The sequence below is a fragment of the Mucilaginibacter mali genome, assembly GCF_013283875.1.
Classification (GTDB): Bacteria; Bacteroidota; Bacteroidia; order Sphingobacteriales; family Sphingobacteriaceae; genus Mucilaginibacter; species Mucilaginibacter mali.
Genome location: NZ_CP054139.1, coordinates 5,663,272 through 5,685,637 on the forward strand (window position 1 = coordinate 5,663,272; position 22,366 = coordinate 5,685,637).

The 22,366-nt window shown below is 46.3% G+C and carries 20 protein-coding genes; 12 read left to right on the forward strand and 8 right to left on the reverse strand.

Translation table 11 applies throughout. The features are described 5' to 3' along the window. Positions 1-28: 28 nt before the first annotated feature. The gene (locus HQ865_RS24095; RefSeq protein WP_173417357.1) at positions 29-1,039 is read left to right on the forward strand and encodes a dipeptide epimerase; all 1,011 of its coding nucleotides are present in this window, start codon (positions 29-31) and stop codon (positions 1,037-1,039) included. Here HQ865_RS24095 and HQ865_RS24100 read toward each other — a convergent pair. Continuing rightward, positions 1,036-2,256 carry a 3-deoxy-D-manno-octulosonic acid transferase gene (locus tag HQ865_RS24100; RefSeq protein ID WP_173417358.1) on the reverse strand — a complete coding sequence of 407 codons (1,221 nt, stop codon included), beginning with the start codon at positions 2,254-2,256 and terminating at the stop codon, positions 1,036-1,038. The two genes, HQ865_RS24095 and HQ865_RS24100, sit on opposite strands and share 4 nt — an antisense overlap. Positions 2,257-2,312: 56 nt before the next feature. Here HQ865_RS24100 and HQ865_RS24105 point away from each other — a divergent pair, with 56 nt between their 5' ends. Genes HQ865_RS24105 through HQ865_RS24125 form a run of 5 tightly spaced genes read left to right on the forward strand, consistent with a single transcriptional unit; the run spans position 2,313 to position 7,454 of the window. Beyond that, positions 2,313-3,623: a UDP-glucose dehydrogenase family protein gene (locus HQ865_RS24105; protein ID WP_173417359.1), complete on the forward strand. Its 1,311-nt coding sequence runs from the start codon at positions 2,313-2,315 to the stop codon at positions 3,621-3,623. A 3-nt stretch (positions 3,624-3,626) separates the two neighbouring features. Beyond that, positions 3,627-4,610 carry a UDP-glucuronic acid decarboxylase family protein gene (locus HQ865_RS24110; RefSeq protein ID WP_173417360.1) on the forward strand — a complete coding sequence of 328 codons (984 nt, stop codon included), beginning with the start codon at positions 3,627-3,629 and terminating at the stop codon, positions 4,608-4,610. Positions 4,611-4,616: 6 nt separating this feature from the next. After that, a complete protein-coding gene (gene galE, locus HQ865_RS24115) occupies positions 4,617-5,645 on the forward strand; it encodes a UDP-glucose 4-epimerase GalE (RefSeq protein ID WP_173417361.1) in 1,029 nt (342 codons plus the stop codon). 7 nt (positions 5,646-5,652) lie between these two features. Then, entirely contained in the window at positions 5,653-6,705 is a 1,053-nt protein-coding gene (gene rfbB, locus HQ865_RS24120) for a dTDP-glucose 4,6-dehydratase (protein ID WP_173417911.1), read from the forward strand. A gap of 2 nt (positions 6,706-6,707) precedes the next feature. Further along, the gene (locus HQ865_RS24125; protein WP_173417362.1) at positions 6,708-7,454 is read left to right on the forward strand and encodes a tyrosine-protein phosphatase; all 747 of its coding nucleotides are present in this window, start codon (positions 6,708-6,710) and stop codon (positions 7,452-7,454) included. 106 nt (positions 7,455-7,560) lie between these two features. Here the strand turns inward: HQ865_RS24125 and HQ865_RS24130 are convergent, their stop codons facing one another. Continuing rightward, positions 7,561-8,805, reverse strand: a complete 1,245-nt coding sequence (locus HQ865_RS24130; RefSeq protein ID WP_173417363.1) for an ABC transporter permease — start codon at positions 8,803-8,805, stop codon at positions 7,561-7,563. A 146-nt stretch (positions 8,806-8,951) separates the two neighbouring features. On the opposite strand from HQ865_RS24130, the gene HQ865_RS24135 reads away from it, so the two are divergent. Beyond that, the gene (locus tag HQ865_RS24135; RefSeq protein ID WP_173417364.1) at positions 8,952-9,671 is read left to right on the forward strand and encodes a peroxiredoxin family protein; all 720 of its coding nucleotides are present in this window, start codon (positions 8,952-8,954) and stop codon (positions 9,669-9,671) included. 152 nt (positions 9,672-9,823) lie between these two features. On the opposite strand, the gene HQ865_RS24140 is transcribed toward HQ865_RS24135, so the two are convergent. Then, positions 9,824-10,177 carry a HesB/IscA family protein gene (locus HQ865_RS24140; protein WP_173417365.1) on the reverse strand — a complete coding sequence of 118 codons (354 nt, stop codon included), beginning with the start codon at positions 10,175-10,177 and terminating at the stop codon, positions 9,824-9,826. A gap of 95 nt (positions 10,178-10,272) precedes the next feature. On the opposite strand from HQ865_RS24140, the gene HQ865_RS24145 reads away from it, so the two are divergent. The 3 genes from HQ865_RS24145 (at position 10,273) to dnaA (ending at position 14,200) form a co-directional block, all read left to right on the forward strand. Next, positions 10,273-10,803, forward strand: coding sequence for a DUF7935 family protein (locus HQ865_RS24145; protein WP_173417366.1), 531 nt, complete (start codon positions 10,273-10,275; stop codon positions 10,801-10,803). Between the two features lie 3 nt (positions 10,804-10,806). After that, a complete protein-coding gene (locus tag HQ865_RS24150; protein ID WP_173417367.1) occupies positions 10,807-12,357 on the forward strand; it encodes an acyl-CoA mutase large subunit family protein in 1,551 nt (516 codons plus the stop codon). Between the two features lie 415 nt (positions 12,358-12,772). Next, complete coding sequence (gene dnaA / locus HQ865_RS24155) at positions 12,773-14,200, forward strand: chromosomal replication initiator protein DnaA (protein WP_173417368.1); 1,428 nt, start codon at positions 12,773-12,775, stop codon at positions 14,198-14,200. Positions 14,201-14,987: 787 nt separating this feature from the next. On the opposite strand, the gene HQ865_RS24160 is transcribed toward dnaA, so the two are convergent. From HQ865_RS24160 to HQ865_RS24180, 5 genes are all read right to left on the reverse strand, one after another. After that, positions 14,988-16,421 (reverse strand): EMC3/TMCO1 family protein, encoded by a 1,434-nt coding sequence (locus tag HQ865_RS24160; protein WP_173417369.1) that lies wholly within the window; start codon positions 16,419-16,421, stop codon positions 14,988-14,990. After that, a complete protein-coding gene (locus HQ865_RS24165) occupies positions 16,402-16,971 on the reverse strand; it encodes a hypothetical protein (protein WP_173417370.1) in 570 nt (189 codons plus the stop codon). Before HQ865_RS24165 ends, HQ865_RS24160 begins: the two co-directional genes overlap by 20 nt. Next, positions 16,968-17,528, reverse strand: a complete 561-nt coding sequence (locus tag HQ865_RS24170) for an RNA polymerase sigma factor (RefSeq protein WP_173417371.1) — start codon at positions 17,526-17,528, stop codon at positions 16,968-16,970. The genes HQ865_RS24165 and HQ865_RS24170 overlap by 4 nt, the downstream gene beginning before the upstream one ends. A 581-nt stretch (positions 17,529-18,109) precedes the next feature. Then, on the reverse strand, positions 18,110-19,645 hold the full coding sequence (locus tag HQ865_RS24175) for an IS1182 family transposase (RefSeq protein WP_173412997.1): 1,536 nt from the start codon (positions 19,643-19,645) through the stop codon (positions 18,110-18,112). Positions 19,646-19,723: 78 nt separating this feature from the next. Continuing rightward, a complete protein-coding gene (locus HQ865_RS24180) occupies positions 19,724-20,026 on the reverse strand; it encodes a hypothetical protein (protein ID WP_173417372.1) in 303 nt (100 codons plus the stop codon). A gap of 162 nt (positions 20,027-20,188) precedes the next feature. Here HQ865_RS24180 and HQ865_RS24185 point away from each other — a divergent pair, with 162 nt between their 5' ends. Both HQ865_RS24185 and HQ865_RS24190 read left to right on the forward strand, forming a co-directional pair. Next, a complete protein-coding gene (locus HQ865_RS24185) occupies positions 20,189-21,172 on the forward strand; it encodes a pyruvate dehydrogenase complex E1 component subunit beta (RefSeq protein WP_173417373.1) in 984 nt (327 codons plus the stop codon). Between the two features lie 266 nt (positions 21,173-21,438). Further along, complete coding sequence (locus tag HQ865_RS24190) at positions 21,439-22,284, forward strand: dienelactone hydrolase family protein (RefSeq protein WP_173417374.1); 846 nt, start codon at positions 21,439-21,441, stop codon at positions 22,282-22,284. Positions 22,285-22,366 lie beyond the last annotated feature (82 nt).

Consider the following 22,366-nt stretch of genomic DNA (forward strand, 5'->3'; position numbering starts at 1 on the left):
TTGAAAATTTTTAGCTTTGGAATTTAACATGAAACTGACTTACCGCCCATACGAATTAGCGTTACGCCACCCATTTACCATATCGGGTTTCTCGCGCACATCAACCCCGCTGATGCTGGTAGAACTATCGCACGAGGGTTTTACCGGCCATGGCGAAGCATCAATGGTACCCTATATGGGCGAAAGCCATCAAAGCGCCGCCTGGTTTTTAAACAAAGTTGATGTAAAAGAACTGCACTATCCCTTCGATTATGCGCGCATCATCAATTACCTGGATAGCATTGCCCCCGGCAACCCGGCCATAAAAGCCGCCATTGATATTGCCCTGCACGATCTGGACGGTAAGTTGCAAAACAAGCCCTGCTGGCAAATAGTAGGTAGCGATCCGGCACTGATGCCGGTTACCAGTGCAACAATAGGCATCGACACGCCCGAAGTAGTACTGAAAAAAGTAAAGGAAGCCGAAGGCTGCAAAGTGATAAAAGTGAAGTTGGGCCGCGATACCGATAAGGTATTGATAGAAACCATTCGCTCGGCTACGGAGGTACCATTATATGTAGATGCCAACCAGGGTTGGACCGACCTTGAACAAAGCCTGGATATGACCCACTGGCTGCACCAACAGGGTGTACAACTGATAGAACAACCCTTCGCCAAAGCCAATATAGATGCCAATGCCTGGCTTACCGCGCGCAGCCCGATACCAATTATTGGCGATGAAGCGGTGCAGCGCCTGGGCGATGTAGATAAGGCGAACGGCGTTTATCACGGCATTAACGTAAAGCTGATGAAATCGGCAGGGATGTATGAGGCGCGCCTGATGATACAGCGCGCCAAACAACTGGGCCTGAAAGTGCTGATAGGCTGCATGAGCGAAACAAGCTGCGCCACACTTGCCGGCGCGGCTTTAGCCCCGCAATGCGATTGGGCCGACCTTGACGGGCCATTCCTCACCCGCAACAACCCCTATGCCGATCCGGAATTTAAGGATGGGAAATGGGTGCTGAACGATGACGCCGGGCTTGGCTTGAGAAATTAATTGACGGAAATATAATTAATAATGCTTTCCGTAGCGCCGGTATTTTCCCGCACGTAGGTTTTTATTTTTGCGGATGCCGATGCCTGGTATTCCTCATCATTCATTAACCGATTGGCCACCTGTTTCAGTTCGTTCGCATTGTTAATGCTGGTGCCCGCATTTAACGCAATCAGCTCTCTTGCTTCGCGGAAGCGCTGGTAGTTGGGGCCAAAAACAACCGGCAAGCCAAAAGCCGCCGCTTCCAGCGTATTGTGGATACCCACGCCAAAGCCACCACCAATGTAGGCTACCTCGCCATATTGATAAAGCGACGATAGCATGCCGATATTGTCGATAACCAGTACTCTTAGATTTGAGACGTGAGATTTGAGATTTGAGATTTTGGAAAAGCGTACCGTTTCGTTTTCAGGCAGCAAACCCATCAGGTGATCGATCTTATCCTCACCAATTTCGTGCGGGGCGAAGATGAATTTCCAATCAGGGTACAGGCTGATAAGTTGTGTTAACAATTCTTCGTCTTTTGGCCAGGTGCTGCCGGCTACAAATACCTTTTGCCCGGCTTTAAAAGCGGCAATAACAGGTAGTTCTTTCGGGTTTTGGGCATTTTCCCAAACCCTGTCAAAGCGGGTATCGCCGCTTACCGTAACATTGGTGATGTTTAAATTTGCCAACAATTGTTTAGAATCATCATCCTGTACAAAAAAATGGCTCACCATGCCCAGCATTTTACGGTGCAGGCCGCCATACCACTTAAAAAACACCTGTCCGGGCCTGAAAATACCCGATATGATATATAGCGGGATGTCTCTCTTATCCAGTTCGTTAAAAAAATGATACCAGTATTCGTACTTGGTAAAAATGGCCATTTCGGGCTGCAGGGTATCTATAAAATGGCGGGCATTAGTAGCGGTATCCAGTGGCAGATAATAAACGGCATCGGCCAGCGGCGTGTTCTTCCTGATCTCGTATCCCGAGGGTGAAAAAAAAGTTACAACTATAGGTTTTGCCGGGTATTTAGCCTTTAAAGCTTCTAAAACAGGGCGGCCCTGCTCAAACTCGCCTAATGATGCAAAATGAAACCAGGCACAGCCTTTCAATGGCTTTAGCGCTATGTTTTTACGCCCGTTTATCCATAAAGCGGCCTTTTTATTAAAAAAAGATGCCAGCCAAACAAAAGCGTAATAAAACTTGATAACTATATTATACGTAAACAACATTTAAATGCGAAATTACTATCTTCGCCGTAATAAGTTACCCTAAAAAATTTTAGCACATGAAAATAGCTGTCGTTGGTACAGGATACGTAGGCCTGGTTACAGGAACCTGCCTTGCAGAAACAGGAAATCATGTTATCTGCGTTGATATTAATGTTAAAAAGGTAGAGGCCATGAAGAATGGCCAACTGCCTATTTATGAACCGGGGTTAGAATTATTATTCAACCGTAACATCAAGCAGGAAAGGCTTTCGTTCACCAACAACCTGGCCGAAGCCATTGAAGAAGCTAAAATTATATTCCTGGCCTTGCCAACCCCTCCGGGTGCCGATGGCGCTGCCGATCTGAGTTATGTATTAGGAGCAGGTAAAGACATCGCCTTATTATTAAAGGAATACAAGGTTATCGTAACCAAATCTACCGTACCGGTGGGTACTGCCGACAAACTGACCGCCGTTTTAAAAGCGCATACTGATGTGGAATTCGCGGTGGTATCTAACCCAGAGTTTTTACGTGAAGGTGTAGCCGTGGACGACTTTATGAAGCCTGACCGTGTGGTAGTAGGTACTACCGACGAGCGCGCCCGCAAACTGATGGCCGAACTGTATGGCCCGTATGTACGCCAGGGTAACCCGATCATTTTTATGGACGAGCGTTCATCTGAACTGACCAAATATGCCGCCAACTCTTTCCTGGCTACCAAAATATCGTTTATGAACGAGATCGCTAACCTATGCGAACTGGTTGGCGCCGACGTGGATATGGTACGCCGCGGTATCGGGTCTGACGACCGTATCGGTAAACGCTTCCTGTTCTCGGGAATCGGTTATGGCGGTAGCTGCTTCCCTAAGGATGTGCAGGCGCTGGCCAAAGCATCTGAAGAGAACAAATACGATTTTAAGATCCTTAACGCGGTAATGGATGTAAACACCATCCAAAAAACAGTGTTGGTTGAAAAGGTAAAAAGCTATTTTAAAGGCGACCTGAAGGGCAAAAAATTTGCTTTATGGGGTTTGGCATTTAAACCTGAAACCGATGATATCCGCGAAGCTCCTGCATTATATATTATCGACGACCTGATAGCCGCCGGTGCCTCTGTTGCCGCGTTTGACCCTGAGGGTATGAAAAATGTGAAAGACCTGATAGGCGATAAAATTTCGTACGGGAATAACCAATACGACGTTTTACAGGATGCCGACGCGTTACTGATCGTTACCGAATGGTCGGTTTTCCGTACGCCTGATTTTGATGAGGTTGAAAAACTGCTGAAAAACAAGGTTATTTTTGATGGCCGTAACCTTTACGATCTGCAAAAAATGATCGATTGTGGTTTTTATTACAATAGTATCGGCCGAAAAATTGTTAGCTAAAGCATGAAAGACCGTAAACGTATCCTGATAACCGGCGCGGCTGGTTTTTTAGGCTCGCACCTGTGCGACAGGTTCATTAAGGAAGATTACCACGTGATCGCAATGGATAACCTGATCACCGGCGACCTGCGTAATATTCAGCACCTGTTCAAGCTGGAGAATTTTGAATTTTACAACCACGATGTTTCCAAATTTGTTTTTGTTCCGGGTAACCTGGATTATATTCTGCATTTCGCATCGCCGGCCAGCCCTATCGATTATTTGAAGATCCCGATACAGACCTTGAAGGTAGGATCATTGGGCACGCACAACCTGCTGGGTTTGGCAAGGCATAAAAATGCGCGCATGCTCATCGCCTCCACATCTGAAGTTTATGGCGACCCGAACATCAACCCGCAGCCCGAAGAGTATTGGGGTAACGTAAACCCGGTTGGCCCGCGTGGTGTTTATGACGAGGCCAAGCGCTTCCAGGAAGCTATTACGATGGCTTATCATACTTTCCACGGTGTAGAAACCCGTATTGTGCGCATATTTAATACCTACGGACCGCGGATGCGCCTGAATGACGGCCGTGTGCTGCCGGCATTTATTGGCCAGGCACTGCGTGGCGAATCATTAACCATGTTTGGGGATGGATCGCAAACACGCTCGTTTTGTTATGTGGACGACCTGATTGAGGGTATTTACCGCCTGCTGCACAGCGATTATGTGCAGCCGATGAACATAGGTAACCCTGATGAAATTACCATACGCGAGTTTGGTGAAGAGATCATCAAACTGACCGGCACCGATCAAAAATTGATCAGCCTTCCATTGCCAACCGACGACCCTAAACAACGCCGCCCTGATATTACTAAAGCGAAAAGCATTTTGGGTTGGGAGCCAAAGGTATCGCGCAGCGAAGGTTTGAAGATCACTTACGATTATTTCAAGTCGCTGCCCGAGCACGAGATCAAGCATAAAGATTTTACATATTATAACAAATAAGCATTCATGGCTAAAATATTAGTGACCGGTGGTTTGGGTTTTATAGGTTCGCACACGGTTGTAGAACTGGTAAACGCGGGGTATGAGCCGGTTATAGTTGACGATCTTTCTAACTCGCAACTGGCTATATTAGATCAGCTGAATACGATAATCGGCCATAAGCCCGCATTCTATCAGCTCGATCTTACCCTGGAAACCGATGTGCAAACCCTTGCACTGGCCGAACCTGAGATAGAAGGTATCATTCATTTCGCGGCCTTTAAAGCCGTTGGCGAATCGGTGGACCTGCCACTAAAATATTACCGCAATAACTTTTACTCGTTGATTAACTTGCTGAACGCGTATTATAGCAAGCCGGTAAATTTTGTGTTTTCATCAAGCTGTACCGTTTACGGCCAGCCCGAAAAACTGCCGGTAACCGAAGACGCGCCGGTGCAGCCGGCCCAATCGCCATATGGCAATACCAAGCAAATATGCGAGGAGATATTGCAGGATATGATCGCATCGGGCGGAAGCAAGTACAAGGTGATATCATTACGCTATTTTAATCCGGTAGGCGCCCATGAAAGTGCCCTTATCGGCGAATTACCTATCGGCGTACCACAAAACCTGGTGCCGTTCATCACGCAATCGGCCATTGGCAAACGCGGGCCTATTACCGTATTTGGCAGCGATTATAATACACCCGATGGCAGCGCCATTCGCGATTATATCCACGTAGTTGACCTGGCCAAAGCGCACGTGGCGGCACTGAAACTGGCAGCAAAAGAAAGCTTTACCGGTTACGATATGTTTAACCTGGGTACAGGCAAAGGATCTTCGGTGCTGGAGGTGATCAACGCGTTCGAGCAATCGACCGGGGTTAAATTAGATTATAAAATTGGCCCGCGCCGTGCGGGCGATGTAGAGCAGGTTTGGGGCGATGTAACCAAATCGGCCGAAAAGCTGGGCTGGAAAACCGAGTTAGGCATCGATGTAATGATGTCATCGGCCTGGAAGTGGGAAAAATATATTGCACAAAACCCATTAAACTAAGATGAACATCAAAAAAATCATTATTACCGGAGGCGCTGGCTTTATTGGCTCGAATGTAGTGCGTCGTTTTGTAACGCAGCACCCCGAGTATCATATTGTTAACCTGGATAAATTAACCTATGCGGGTAACCTGGCTAATTTGCGTGATATTGAACATGCGCCCAACTACGAGTTTGTAAAAGGCGACATTGTTGATGCCGATTTTATCGACCGCCTTTTTGCCACCCACCAGCCTGATGCAGTAGTTCACCTGGCTGCGGAATCGCATGTGGACAGGTCGATCACCAATCCATTGGAGTTTGTGATGACCAACGTTATCGGTACGGTAAACCTGCTTAATGCGGCCAAAAAGTATTGGAAAGGCCGCTACGACATTACCCGTTTTTACCATGTATCTACCGATGAGGTTTATGGTACACTGGGCGAAGACGGTATGTTTACCGAAGAAACCGCTTACGATCCGCATTCGCCATACTCGGCGTCAAAAGCCAGTTCAGATCATTTTGTACGCGCTTACCAGGATACTTACGGTTTAAACGCTGTGATATCCAATTGCTCAAACAATTATGGCTCGTATCATTTCCCCGAGAAACTGATACCGCTTGCCATTCACAATATCAAGCAAAGCAAACCGATCCCGGTTTATGGTAAAGGCGAGAACATTCGCGATTGGCTGTGGGTAGAAGACCATGCCCGGGCTATTGAGGTGATATTCCACAAAGCCAAATCGGGTACTACCTATAATATTGGCGGCCATAACGAGTGGAAAAATATCGACCTGATCAGGCTGTTATGCCAGATCATGGACAGGAAACTGGGCAGGGCAGAAGGCGAATCGGAAAAACTGATCACTTTTGTAACCGACCGCGCAGGGCACGACCTGCGTTATGCTATTGATGCCACCAAACTGAAAAACGAACTGGGCTGGATACCAAGCATTACCTTTGAGGAGGGCCTGGAGAAAACAGTTGACTGGTACCTGCAAAACCAGGAATGGCTGGACGACGTAACATCAGGCCATTATCAACAATATTATAATGATCAATACACTAACAGATAAGCATGTTCGGACTTTTTAAGAAGAAGGAAAAAATTAAAAAGCAGAGAACGTTTGACTATAGTGCGTTAAAGGTTGATATGCACTCGCATATACTGCCGGGTATTGACGATGGTGCGCAAACACCCGAAGAAAGCATAGTGCTGATAAAAAGTATGATGGAGGTGGGCATTACCAAGTTTATAGCTACGCCGCATATTCTTATCGATTATTACCGCAATACGCCCGAAACCATTAATAACGCGCTGGAGATATTAAAAGCCGAGTTGGTTAAGGAGGGTATAGATGTTGTGGTTGAAGCCGCTGCCGAGCATTTTTTTGATGAAACCTTTGAACCCAGGGTTGATGCGGATGGCCTGATGATAATGAAGAATGATTATGTGTTGTTTGAGTTTGGATTTATAACCAAGCCGCCCAATATTGTACAAGTTATCCAAAAACTAAACGATAAAGGATTGAAGCCAATATTGGCCCACCCGGAGCGATATCAATATCTTAGTATAGATGAGTTAAAGATGTATCGCAGCTGGGGTTGTAGCCTGCAATTAAATACAATATCGCTTACCGGCTACTATGGTCTCGAAATTAAACGGATCGCGGAGGCACTTATCGATAACCAAATGATCGATTTTATATCCAGTGATATGCACCATCCCCGCCACGCCGCGGCATTTGAGCAAGCACTGCTAATGCCTTATATGGAAAAACTGATGAGCGAGGACTATCCGTTAAAGAATACGCTTCTTTTATAGAAACCCGAAACGCCGGAAAAGACCGAAAGTCCGGAAGATACATGTTGGTTGTAAAACACAAGCTCAACTTATATCTTCCGGACTTTCCGTCTTCCGGCCTTCCCGGTTATTCGTATCTCAATGCCTCAACAGGGTCAAGCCTTGCTGCTTTTTTAGCCGGGTAATAGCCTGAACCAAGGCCGATGCCTGTACAAAGCGCAATTGCGCAAAACAGCCATACCCATGGTATAATAAACTGGCCGCTAATATTTACGGCAATCAGGTTACCAGCGGCCATACCTAAAACAATGCCGCCAATACCACCTATCAGGCAAATTACAATAGCCTCAATTAAAAACTGCTTGCGGATAATAGCCGGTGTGGCGCCAATGGCTTTACGCACACCTATTTCGCGGGTACGTTCGGTAACCGATACCAGCATAATATTCATCAGGCCGATGGCCGCACCGATAAGCGTAATAATGCCTATGCCAAAGCCTGCCGCCTGGATACCGTTTAACTGAGTGGCCAACTGCTCCTTCATCGAGTCGCTGCGCGAGATCTCGAAGTTATTATCCTGCCCCATCCTTAAGCCACGGATATTACGGAACAGCGAGGTCGACTCGCCGGTAGCCGCGTCTTCTTCGGCAGGGGTGCCCACCATTACGGTAATGGTATAACTGGCATTGGGGTTGGTGCTGATCTGTTTGGCTTTATACAGCGGGATGATACACTCCTGGTCGGCATTGCTAAAGCCCGAGCTGGAACCCTTTGTTGCCGTCAGGCCGATCACCTTGAATTTGTTTGAACCCACCAGTATCATTTTGTTGATCGGGTCGCTGTTTTTAAACAGGCGGTTCCTGATATCATCACCAATAATAACCACGTTGGCGCCACGATCAATTTCGGCTTGCGTGAAATTACGGCCCGCGCCAAGCGTATAGCCGGCAGTTTTCAGATAATTTTCGTCGCTGCCTAAAATAGAAATATTAGGGTTGGTCTTAAAATCGCCATATTTCACCGTAGACAGGTTTGATGCATAGGTGGTAACCGAAACCGTGGCCGGTATTTTTAAACGTTGTTTAAAGCGTACCGCCTGTTCGTATTTAATAGGCGTCCATACCTTACGCTGGCCACCGCCACCAAATTTAATACCCGAACCGCGGTTACGGATGGTGAACGAGTTGGCGCCCATTTGCGAAAAAATATCGTTGGTGCGTTGCTTCAGGCCCTCGATAGCGGTTAATATACCCACCAGCGCCGTTATGCCAATGGCTATAATTAACGCCGTAAGCGATGTGCGCAACCTGTTGCCGCCGATGGATTGCAGCGCGATGGCCACATTTTCCCTGAAAGTAGTTTTTACCGCCATGCTATAAAGATAGTGAAATCAGGAAATTAGACAGCAGTTGAGCGTGCTTTGTTACAACCTGCCGGTAAATTAATTATGACCATGCCCAATAACATTTGCGCAATCAAACCGTATACTGTATTTTCAAAGCAAAGTATTTTAAAACAATGAAAAAGATATACCTAAACCTTTTATTGCTATTTGCAACATCGGCCCTTTTTGCCCAAACACCGGCCCCGCGCCGCATAACGCTAACCGAAAACTCTGTTGTAAAAGACACGGCAGGATATCAGTACCCTTACGTAGTATGGCAAAAGCTATCATCTACGGGCGATTACTGGTTAAAGCCAATAAACCCAAGAGACGAGAATACCGAGTTTTTACTGATAAAACGCACCGAACAACAAAAAGCGGAAATGCTGAGCCGTATGCCCCGCCCCGGTGATAGTAAGTTTTTTACCACCGGTGCGGCTATCAAACCATTCAGGATAAAAGACATCAACGGCAATAAAATTGAAGCAAAGGACTGGGCAGGCAAAACCGTGGTGCTTAACTTTTGGTTCATCGGTTGCCCGCCATGCCGCGCCGAAATTCCCGATCTGAACAAACTGGCCCTGAAGTATAAGGATAACCCCAACGTGATATTCATAGCCGTAGCGCTTGACGAAGCATGGGAGGTAAACGACTTTATTAAAAAGAACCCCTTGGCCTATCACCTGGTAGGCGATGGCCGCAGCATCGCTAAACTGTTTGATATTAATTTATATCCAACAAACGTAGTAGTTGATAAGCAGGGGAAAGTGCAGTTGCACTACTCGGGTGGCTACATGAACGGCCCGCAATGGCTGGATAAAACTATACAGGAAAGCGATAAGCTAACTATGTAAACAAGGAGGGCTTACCAATCATTGGTAAGCCCACTTTGCTTTATTAGGTTATGCCGAACTTGTTTCGGCATCTCATCTGATTAGTCTGCCCCTTATGTTTTTACTATGCATGTGGGATACCGAAACAAGTTCGGCATGACTAATCGTAATATTTATACCGAGAATGATGTGCCGCAACCGCAGGTGCTTGCCGCGTTAGGGTTGTTAAAGGTAAACCCGCGCGAGTTCAAACCATCCTGCCAGTCTATTTGCATACCGGCCAGGTACATACCATGGGCCTTGTGCATATACACCTTCACGCCGTCTATCAGGTACTCCTGGTCGCCGTCCTTCTTTTGGTCGAAGCCTAAAATATAACTCATACCCGAACAGCCGCCGCCTTCAACCCCTACACGCAGGCCGAAGTCGTCGCCCAGGTCCTGCATATCCTTTAATTTATGAATTTCCTTTACAGCACCCGGCGTAAAGCTTACGGGAGCCATCGCGGTTTCAACAACAGTACTCATCTTAATTTTAATTAATGTGTTCAAATATAAGGTAAAATGCACAAATTTGTTGCCGCTAACCCATTTATGACCTCTGCTTAACATTTTATTTCGCCATGATGATCTTTTCTTTTTTGTACGAGGTTGTGAAATTTGCCGTAGCGGGTATCGCCATTGTAATGGTGGCTTTTTACCTGGCCCGCCCTTATTTGGATAGCAGTCAAAAGCTGCAACTGCTGGACCTTAAAAAGGCCACATCGGCCCAAACACTGCCTTTACGCCTGCAGGCTTACGAACGTGTAGTATTATTAATAGACCGGATAAATCCATCAAATATGCTGCCGCGGCTAAACGTATCGGCCTATACCGCTGCCGAACTGCAAAGCCTGATTGTAACCGAGGTGCGTAACGAGTTTCAGCACAATGTTACCCAGCAGCTATATATAAGCAGCCGCGCCTGGACGCTGGTGAAGCGCATAAAGGATGATACGCTTAACCTTTGCAACGGTGCCATGAAAACCTTGCCTGCCGATGCCAGCGGCCTTGATCTCGGTCGAGCTATACTGGCGCATCTAAGCAAAATGGAGCACGACCCTTATGATATGGCTGTTGGCATGATCCGCACCGACCTTGAAGAACTGTTTTAAATTATGGCCGAAGAAAAACGCATCGAAACCACATCGGGGATAGAAATCAAGGAGGTTTACACCCAACCATCGGGGATGGACGAAACACCCGGGCAATTCCCTTATACCCGCGGCATTCAGAAAGATATGTACCGCGGCCGGCTGTGGACCATGCGCCAGTACGCCGGCTTCAGCACCGCGGCCGAATCGAACAAGCGTTATCATTATCTGCTGAGCCAGGGCACCATGGGCCTTTCGGTAGCGTTCGACCTGCCCACGCAGATCGGGTACGATTCAAGCCATGATATGTCTGAAGGGGAAGTGGGCAAGGTGGGCGTAGCTATCGACTCGTTAAAGGATATGGAGATCCTGTTTGATGGTATCGAACTGCAAAAGATCACCACCAGCATGACTATCAACGCCACGGCGTCTATCCTGCTGGCCATGTACATCGCCCTGGCTAAAAAACAGGGTGCCGATCTGAAGCTGCTTTCAGGAACTATCCAAAACGATATATTAAAGGAGTACGCCGCGCGCGGTACCTATATTTATCCGCCGGCGCCATCTATGCGCCTCATTACCGATGTGTTTGAGTATTGCAGCAAGGAGGTGCCCAAGTGGAATACCATATCCATATCCGGCTATCACATTCGTGAAGCAGGATCTACCGCGGTGCAGGAACTGGCCTTTACTTTAGCCAACGGTAAATCGTACCTGAAGGCCGCGCTGGATAAGGGTTTGGACATTAATGTATTCGCCCGTCGCTTGTCGTTCTTTTTTAATTGCCACAATAACTTCTTCGAGGAGATAGCCAAGTTTCGCGCCGCCCGCCGCATGTGGGCTAATATTACTAAGGAACTGGGCGCTACCCACCCCGACGCGCAAAAGCTGCGCTTCCATACCCAGACGGGTGGATCGACCCTTACGGCGCAGCAGCCTTATAATAATATCGTACGCGTAAGCAACCAGGCCATGGCGGCTGTTTTGGGCGGCACACAATCGCTGCATACCAATGGTTATGACGAGGCCCTGTCGCTGCCAACCGAGGCGGCGGCCAAGATAGCCTTGCGCACCCAGCAGATCATCGCCTTTGAAAGCGGGGTAACTGATACGGTGGATCCGATGGCCGGATCGTACTTTGTAGAGGCGCTGACCGACGAGATGGAGGCGGCCGCCAAAGTGTATATTGATAAGATAGACGCCATGGGCGGATCGGTAAAAGCCATTGAGCAGGACTACATTCAGCAGGAAATTGGTAATGCAGCGTATGCTTATCAAAACGCTATTGAGTCGGGCGAAAGGGTGATCGTGGGGGTTAATAAATTCACCCAAACAGAGGAAAATCATGGTGATATTTTTAGGGTGGATGACACCATCCGGAAGCACCAAATTGCCCAAATTTTGGCCCTTAAAAATAGCCGTGATAACACGCTTGTAAACCGCAATTTAGAGCAGTTAAAAACCGCCGCGAAGGGTACTGAAAATTTAATGCCGTTTATTCTGAATTGTGTGGAAAACTATGCTACCCTTGGCGAAGTTTCCGATGCTTTGCGAAGTGTGTTTGGGGAGTATTAATAGCCTGTAATTGTGGGTGTTAGGCGGTATTTCCTGTAAGTAATTTTACTAATAGTAAAATTGCTAAATAATAAAATTTAGCTTGATAAATAATTAATAGTCAACAATTTATCATTGTGGTTAAATTTTAAAAAATCAAAACTTATTATAAACAAACCCCGTATAATAACGTTGATACAACAGGTCAGTCCGTGACAGCGGCTGGCCTTAAAGCCCGGTTTACGCCGTAGTTACCAACCTAAATTTTCGATCAAAAAAGCGTCAAAAAACCCCTCATTTGGGTCAATTCAGACAATTAAAATTTATTTCAAATTTTAATTTTTTAATAGCTTTTTTTTTTGAATATTCGATGTTCCGTAACCGTCGCATCGGATGCTTCTGTAGAGGGTGTAAATCAATATATTAACAAAGCCGTATGGAAAAAACTTGTACTAACGTTTGGAATAGTTGTCTGCAAATCATAAAAGATAATATACCCGCCCAGAGTTTTAAGACCTGGTTTGAGCCTATAAAGTCTTTGAGATTAGAAGGCAGCATCCTGACGATACAGGTGCCAAGTTTGTTTTTTTACGAATGGCTGGAGGAGCACTATGTGGGCCTTTTGCGCAAAACCATTAAAAAACAACTGGGCGAGGACGGACGCTTAGAATATAATATAGTGGTTGAACAATCATCATCCAGCAAGCCATACACTACCAACATTCCATCAAACGGTAACGGTGCCGAAGGCAAAAACCAATCGATGCCTATCCCTATTTCGATAAATAAGGATATCAAAAACCCGTTTGTAATACCAGGGCTTAAAAAACTGAACGTAGACCCGCAGCTTAACCAGAATTATACCTTTGATAATTTTGTGGAAGGTGATTGCAACCGCCTGGCCCGTTCGGCCGGTTACGCGGTGGCAGCCAAACCGGGTGGCACATCATTTAACCCGCTGATGATATATGGCGGTGTTGGTTTAGGCAAAACCCACCTGGCGCAGGCCATCGGTAACGAAATTAAACGCTCGCTACCCGATAAGGTAGTATTATATGTATCGTGCGAGAAATTTACACAGCAGTTTGTAGACGCGCTGAAGCATAATAACATTAACGACTTTGTTAACTTTTACCAGGCTATCGACGTGCTGATCATGGACGACGTGCATAACTTTGCCGGTAAGGAAAAAACACAGGACTTCTTTTTCCATATCTTCAACCACCTGCACCAAACCGGTAAGCAGCTGATCATCACATCAGATAAAGCGCCGAAAGACCTGGCTGGTTTAGAAGAGCGCTTGCTGTCGCGTTTCAAATGGGGCCTCTCTGCCGATTTACAGGTACCCGACCTGGAAACCCGCATGGCTATCCTGAAAACCAAAGTTTACCAGGATGGTATCGACCTGCCCAACGAAGTGTTGGAATACGTTGCCCACAATATTGATAACAATGTGCGCGAACTGGAAGGCGCTATGGTATCCCTGTTGGCGCAATCTACCCTTAACCGCAAGGAGATAGATCTGAACCTGGCCAAGCAAATGCTGAAGAACTTCATCAAGAACTCTACCAAGGAGATCTCGATGGAATATATCCAAAACCTGGTGTGCGAGTACTTCGAAGTACCCATCGAAATGGTAAAATCGCAAACCCGCAAGCGCGAGATCGTTCAGGCCCGTCAAATTTCGATGTACCTGGCCAAGGCACATACCAAAAGTTCATTAAAGTCTATCGGTCACTTCTTCGGCGGCCGCGACCACTCTACGGTGATCTACGCTTGCCAAACGGTTGAGGATTTGATTGATACCGATAAGAAGTTTAAAGGCTATGTGGCCGATATTCAGAAGAAATTGAAGATGTCGTAAACAGGCTTTTATGAAATATTAAAGCGGGGCTGATTTTTAAAATCAGCCCCGCTTTTTGTTTTACTCCCCACCACTAAACAGTCCTGTATACTCCTCCCACGGGTACTATGTAGCAGCATCTTTGCTATCCCCCGGAGGGGTTACCTGTTTGTATCCACCGATCTTGAAAATATGTATGCCCCCGGGAGAGGGTAATAGCCCATCATTAGGCAGATAAACAGGTTGCTCCTGCGGAGCCAAATTTTAAGCTTAACCTATTGCCATCACTACGGGCAATGTCATTAAGTTAAGCTTTTAAGCCCCACCTAAACGGCGAAGCCCTCATGAAATAATCCTCCCCAAAGGGGAGGACTTTAAGAATTTTACGCTTGTGCAGCCTAAGTCTCCCCTACCGGGGGAGATTTAGAGGGGGCTTTATTCGGCTGGAGCGATATGTTGGTAGAAAAAGATGGCAAGTAAGGCAGAACCCCATCGGGGTGATCTGTAAAATGCCCATTTATCCGGCTCTGCCTAATCATGAGCTATTACTCCGGAGAGGGGCTATCCAGCAACAGCCGGGGGGTAGCACCTCCGGCGCAAAAGAAAAAATGAATGTACTTTTCTATAAACAGGTAGCCCTTACGGGGCATTGAATTATAAATTAAAAAGATATGTGCACAGGGTAACTCTCCAGGGAGGGAACTAGCTAATTTAGGATATTACTTCTCAATAGGAAATAGCTATAAAACACAAAAGGGGCCCTTGCGGCCCCTTTTGTCTCAAACTATTATTTAACTATAACGCGCGATTATTGATCAAATTTCACGCTGCTGTAGTTCGATTTAATAACGATCACCTTATCGCTGTTGCCTTTGCCAATATGGCCTTTATAGGTTTGCGTAGTGGTCCAGCGACGGTCATCTTCGCCCGGGCTTTTGCTGGTTACATTAACACCGTTGTTATAAGTAAATGCCCCATAACGTACGGTTACATCAAAGTCAGCATTATCGTTAGTCAAAGAACTTAATTTTACCGGAGCATATTGTGCATTCACTTGTAATGTCTTCAAATTTTTACCAAGATTAGTGATCTGCACACCATCGCCAGAGCGTACGGTAATATTACCCGAAGTGCTGATGGTGCCAATTTTGGCCGGGCTGTAGCTAAATTCGGCATTCAGCTTATCTGCCGATTGCAGGTCCAGGCTACCATAAGCCAGCTTTACATCAGCGCTGGTAAGGCTTTCGATATTGGCATCCCCATAGCGTATATTGATCACGTTGGCAGGGTTAGTTAGCGCTTTTGTGGTCAGGCTGCCAAAGCTGTTTTTGATATCCAGTTTGCCAGATAGTTCGGGCAATACGATAGCGCCATAGCTATTGGCAATGGTAAGCGCGTTTTTAGCCGGCATGTATACGGTATAGTTTACCACGGTTTTGCGTACGGTTGTTTTACCGTTAGTGGTCATGGTGCCCCACCAGGTATTTTTGGTATTCTCGTCGCCAATCTGGGTTTTAAAATTCACGCCATTAGCGTCCTTGCTATCGTTAATTTTTACCAGGTCCAGCAATTTTTGGGCTTCGTCATCCTCGTTGGCGTAAGCTTTAATTTCCACATCAACCTTTACTTCGTTTTTGTTCCAGGTGTTCACTACTACCTTGCCGTAGCGGTTCTCTACCTGTAGTTTATCGTTAGCATCAACATTATAGCTTTTGGTGTATGCTTTGGTTTTCATTTTGTACTCGCCGCTCTGTACCTTTTTTTCGAAATCGGCGTCGCTACGCTCGAAGTTAAGGTGCAGCTTACCCAGGGTTTTAAACTTTTCGTCAAACTTCAGGTCCATTTTTTTGAAGTTTTCGGCAAACAGCTTGCTGCGCTCGGCCATGGCTTTTTTCATTTCCTCGCCGCGCAGGCTGCTCATTTCCTTCTGCAGGGCGCTCATTTGCTCCTGTAGTTTCTGCATTTTTTTGCGATAGGTGCTATCCTGCAGCATGCCCAGGTCGTTAAAGGTATAAGCCGACAACGGGGCGATATGGGCAATTGAACCATTGGTGCTGTAAATTGCCGATGGTGTAGCCAAACTGTAAACAGTTGTAGCCGGGTTTTGCCCTGCCGATGCTGTCGGCGCCGGGCTATTAGATGACGAGCCGGTGCCCGACGATTGCTGCGCGTAGTTAGGCGCACTGATGGCCATCAGGCCCGCGAATGCGATAGCGGCTATGTTATATACTTTTGATTTCATGTTCCTGTTGTTTTTTAAATTCGTTAAATTGTTCAATTACGTTCAGTTGTTGATTTAGCACCTCGGTTTGTACCTGCAAGTTCCGGATCATTGCACGTAAAACACGCTCCTGGTTGGGGCTGGTGGCCAGATCATGATTTAGCTTTTTATATGTAGAATCCATCTTGGCTATCTCGGCGCTAAACTCGTGGTAAAGCTCCGGGTTAGATTTTGATAGTGTTTTTAACTCAGCGCGCTTATTTTGCACCATAGATGCGTATTGCACACGCTGTTTGGCATACACGGGATTGATGGCGGCGTAATCAACCTTGTTGCTTTGGCTTTTAATGTAGAATATAAAGCCCGCGCCCATCACCATAATTACTATGGCCGCCACCCTTAGTACGAAGCCCAGCGAAAATGTTTTAGCTTCTCGCTTTTCGGCCTGCTTAACTTCTTGTTCCTGCTCCTGCAGTTTGCTTACGATATTGCCCCATAACTCCATGCGGGGTTCCAGGTCATCAAATTCGTCGCGGTTGTTCCTGATAAAATCTTCCAGTTGCTTGCTCATGCCACTAATCCTTTCACTTTTAATAATTCACTTAATTTTCGCTTCGCCCGTAAAAACTGCGTACGCGAGGTGTTTTCACTTATGTTTAATATTTGCCCTATCTCTTCGTGATCGTACCCCTCCAGTAAATACAGGGATAGTACTACGCGATAGCCCTCGGGCAGTTCCTTCATCGCTTCCTTTATGCGCTCTACCTTGTAAAGCGTTTCCTCCTGGTCGTCGGGCTCCTCGTCGGGTATGTTCTCCAGTTCGCCGTCTTCCAGTTCGGCCCATTCCATTTTGCGCTTTCGCAGCAGGTTGATGGACTTATGCACCACAATTTGTTTCAACCATAAACCGAATGTGGTCTCCTGCCTGAAGTCCTTAATCCTGTTAAAGGCATCAAGGAAAGCCTCCTGCAACACATCCTCGGCCTCATCCATATTACCAACCACCCTAAAAGCAATGTTCAGCATCGCTTTAGAATATAACTTGTACAGATCGAAGCATGCCTTTTTACTGCCCTGCTTGCATTCTGCCACCAGTTGATAATGTTTATCTATATATACAGCTTCCAAATTGTGAATCAGCTTTCTGTACTAAATGACGCAAGTATTTTTGCCGCGTTGCACGCAGGCCTAAAAAAAATTTTATTTTTTTGAAGTTAGGGATTTTTAAGCAGGTAATAGATTGGTGGAGGCTGCTGCTACATATTCAGGTTTGTGATTTTATGGACGTCAGTCCGGCTCAATTGCCGCCTGAGGGGCTGTTACTTTTTCTTGATAAAAAGTAACCAAAAATCAAGACAGCAAAAATGCTTCCTTGCCGCACATGGCCCTTGCCCTGCAAAACAAGCAGAACCACAGGGCTGAACCTTGGTGCCTCCGCTTCGCACGCTCGTATCCACCGCTTCAGGCACCAAGCTAATGCCCTTTCCCTCCCGCAGGCCACCATCGTTCTGCTCGTTTTCACCCGGAAGCTGTTTTGCTGTCGGAGTGGTGACGAAACAGCGCAGATCCTGGAGGCCGTATCATAAATCAAATGATGCGGTCTTTATTTTTTTAGCCTAATAGCTGAATTTGGTATTGAGTTTCTATGGAATTTTTTGAGGGGGAGGGGGTAGCTTTCTTGGGCGAACCTGAGTGGTAAAACGACTCATTTAAGCCGCTTTTTTCCTTAGATTTTGTGCGATTGCAACTAAACCCCATTCTATTTCTACTTTTTCCTTGCCGCGGAGCATAAACCGTTTAAAGCCATGGTTCTGCTTAATATTACCAAATACAGGTTCTACATCAAAGCAGCGTTTCTTTCGCCGTTGTATGCCTTCTTCACTGTTTAACAGCTCGTGCGCCTTTTGTTTCAGGCGGTTCAGGTTTTCATTGATTTCAATGATCCGATTCCCTTTTGATTTATGGCAAATACCGTTCAGCGGACAGTTAGCGCAGTTAACTGCCTGGTATCTTTTTACCGTTTGTTCAAACTCCGTGCTTGTTTTTCTTTTACTTGTTCCGATGAAATTCATTTGCTGGCCCATCGGGCAGATGTAACAATCTTTCTCCTGGTTGTAAAAAAGCTTATTTGCTGCAAAAGGGTGCTTGTTGTTGTGATTCTCATTTTGTTCCTTATCGAACATCCCATACTTTACAAAGGCGATTGTTCCTTTTTGTTCCAACCGCGTGTAGTTCTCCTCGGAGCCATATCCGGCATCGGCTGTAAGCACTTGCGGTGCTTTGCCAAAGCTGACTTCATGCTGCGCTAAATGAGCACTTAATGTATTGGTGTCTGTGGTGTTGGAGTGAATGGTGTAATTGACAATGAACTGGTTGGATGTGGATATCTGAACATTATACCCCGGTTTTAACTGGCCGTTTTTCATGTGGTCTTCCTTCATCCGCATGAATGTGGCATCCGTATCGGTCTTGGAATAGCTGTTGCGTTCACCCAGCAGAGCTTCCTGCTGCTCATAGCGGGCAATGGCCTGCGGGTAATGTTTGCTGATATACCGCAGCTTGCTTTTGACCTGTTTGGAAACATCCTCACGCGAGGAAAGCTTCTCATTGAGTTTATCTACTGCGGCATTGACCTTTTCACTGTCAATAACAGTAAAGTCAGGCGGATCAGGCAGCCTGTCTTCTTCTTTTGCTACGCTTTGGGCATAGTCCCATATCTCTGACAGCTGCTTTTTCATCTTTTCCTTATTGGTCTGAATCGCTTTCTTCCAGACAAAGGTATACCGGTTTGCATTCGCCTCTATCTTTGTCCCGTCCGTATTCACTTCTTCAATACTGAGCAGGCCTTCCTCTGCCAAAAGTTTCACCACATCTTCGAACACATCACGCAGCGCATGCTTCAAACGTACGCCCCGGAAACGGTTGATCGTATTATGATCAGGATAGTTCATCGAACTCAGCCACATCAGGTAAACGCTTTCCCGGCAGGCTGCTGCCAGCTTTCGGCTGGAGTAGGTGTTGGTTACATACCCATATACCAGCACCTTTAACAACATTTGCGGGTGATAGCTTGAACTCCCGCGGATATGATAAGCTTTCAGCAATGGTTCCAGATAGAGCCTGTCGATCACATCGTTAACTACACGCACCGGGTGCGATGCCGGAACTAATTCGTCAAGTGTTGGAGGAATAGCCATCAACTGCCGTTGCTGGTAGGGCTTGAATACAGGTCTTTTAGAGGACATACTACGCTACTTTCGATACATAAATATATGAAAATCAGATTATTATATCAAATAAATACCCCTCTTTATTCCAATAAATTATGCACAAATAAAAAAGAGGCCATACCATGATTTATGATACAGCCTCTTTACCTTTCTTGTTCCCGACAGCGGTTTGCTTCCGGCAAGATCGGGCAAAACAATGCTGGCCTGTGTGCCGGAAAGGGGAAGCGGATTTGCCTGAAGCGCTGACTTGCGCGTGCGCGAGCAGCGGCAAATTCTTGCGTACCGTGGTTTTGCCTGATGCGGGCAAAGGCCATGTGCGGCAAGGGAAGCATTACCGATGTCTTGAATTTTTGCTACTTTTTTTTCAAGAAAAAAGTAGTAGGCCCCTGCGGCCATGAGCAGACCAACGCTAATTAAAGCACAAACTGAAACATAACATCAAAACCTTTTTTTGTAAAATATTTATTCCCGCTTTATATATCAATTACAGCAGGTTGTTTTTAAAACATTCATGCGCTATATTTGCCATCGCAAAAAAATGTTCATTTAAGATTTATAATGAGAGAAATACAATTCAGGGAAGCGCTTCGCGAAGCAATGAGCGAAGAGATGCGCAAGGACGAAAATATTTACCTGATGGGCGAAGAGGTTGCCGAGTATAACGGTGCCTACAAAGTGAGCCAGGGTATGCTTGATGAATTTGGCGCCAAGCGCGTTATCGACACACCTATTTCTGAATTAGGTTTTGCCGGTATCGGTATCGGTTCGGCCATGAATGGTTTGAAACCGATCGTCGAGTTCATGACGTTTAACTTCTCGTTAGTAGCTATCGACCAGATCATCAACGGTGCAGCTAAAATGATGAGCATGAGCGGCGGCCAGTTTTCGGTGCCAATTGTATTTCGTGGCCCAACCGGTAACGCGGGTATGCTAAGCTCGCAGCACAGCCAGTGCTTCGAGAACTGGTATGCTAACTGCCCGGGCCTGAAAGTTATCGTTCCATCAAACCCTTACGATGCTAAAGGTTTAATGAAATCAGCTATCCTTGATCCCGATCCGGTTATCTTTATGGAGTCGGAAGTAATGTATGGCGATAAAGGCGAAGTACCTGAAGAACCATATTATATAGAGATAGGCAAAGCAAAAGTTACCAAAGAAGGTACCGATGTTACCCTGGTAGGCTTCGGCAAGATCATGAAAGTGGTTAACGCAGCAGCTGCCGCACTTGAAAAAGAAGGCATCAGCCCCGAAGTGATCGACCTGCGTACGGTGCGCCCTATCGATTACCCAACCATTATCGAATCGGTTAAAAAAACCAACCGTTTAGTATTGGTAGAAGAAAGCTGGCCATTAGGCTCTATCGCTACCGAGATCGCTTTCAAAGTACAAAAGGACGCGTTCGATTATTTAGATGCACCTATCATCCGTATTATGGGTGGCGACGTACCACTACCATACGCACCAACTTTGATACAGGAATACCTGCCAAACGCCGAGCGTGTTATTGCCGCTGTTAAAGAGGTAATGTACGTTAAACAATAAGGCAACCACACAATTTGAAATACTAAAGCCATTTGCATTGCGAATGGCTTTTTTTGTGAGATTTGGGACGAAAGAGCGTTGGCCGGTGCGATTCCCTCCCATAGGGAGGGTGTAGGGAGGGGTTTAACCTCTGATGCAATATCTAAGAAACCCCTCCCTGCCACAACACAGGCAACCGCACCCCTCCCCAAAGAGGGAACTTGGAATATTCCACAAAACAATTATTCCTTAAACTTGTACTCTACTAATTCCAATAGATCATCATCATGAAAAAACTCATTCTTTTAGCCCTATTGTGCCTTGGCTTTACGTTGGGCTACGGGCAAAGCAAAATGGCCTGCTGCGCCAAGCCATCGGCTACTAAGCAATTTGCTATGCTGGCAAGCAATAAAGCGTTCGTCATGTCGCACAAGCTGCCCCGCAAGTTTCATTTTCAAAGCAGCATTGGGCAAAATGTTACCTATAAAACCCCGGATGGTAAAGAAGCCACCGGTTACCTCTTAAAAGCTAAAAAAGCGACCAACAACTATCTGCTGGTAATACACGAGTGGTGGGGCTTGAACGATTGGGTAAAAAAAGAAGCCGAAAAACTATATACCGATGTAGATAATGTAAACGTATTGGCGCTGGACTTGTACGACGGCAAAATAGCCGCCACCCGCCAGGAAGCCGGCCAATTTATGCAGGCTGTTAAGGAAGACCGCGCACAGGCTATTATAAAAGGTGCCATTGCCTATGCCGGTCCGAAGGCCCATATTGCCACCATTGGCTGGTGCTTTGGCGGCGGCTGGAGTTTACAAACCGCCCTGATGGCCGGCAAACAAACCGTTGCATGCGTAATGTATTACGGCATGCCCGAAAAGGATTTAACCAGGCTGAAAACGCTGAACAGTGATGTGCTGGGCAACTTTGCCAACAAGGATGCCTTTATTAACCCCAAAATTGTTGCCCAATTTGCGGCGGATATGAAGAGCGCCGGTAAAAAACTGGAGTTGCACCAATACAACGCCGACCACGGATTTGCCAACCCCAGCAACCCTATTTACGATACCCAGGCCACTAAAGAGGCCTATGCCTTTACCCTTACCTATTTAAAAGCGAGGTTGCGGTAGAAAGTCCGAAAGACCGTAAAGTCGGGAAGTCCGAAAGATATAAGAATAATCTTCCGGACTTTTCGGACTTCCGGACTTCCCG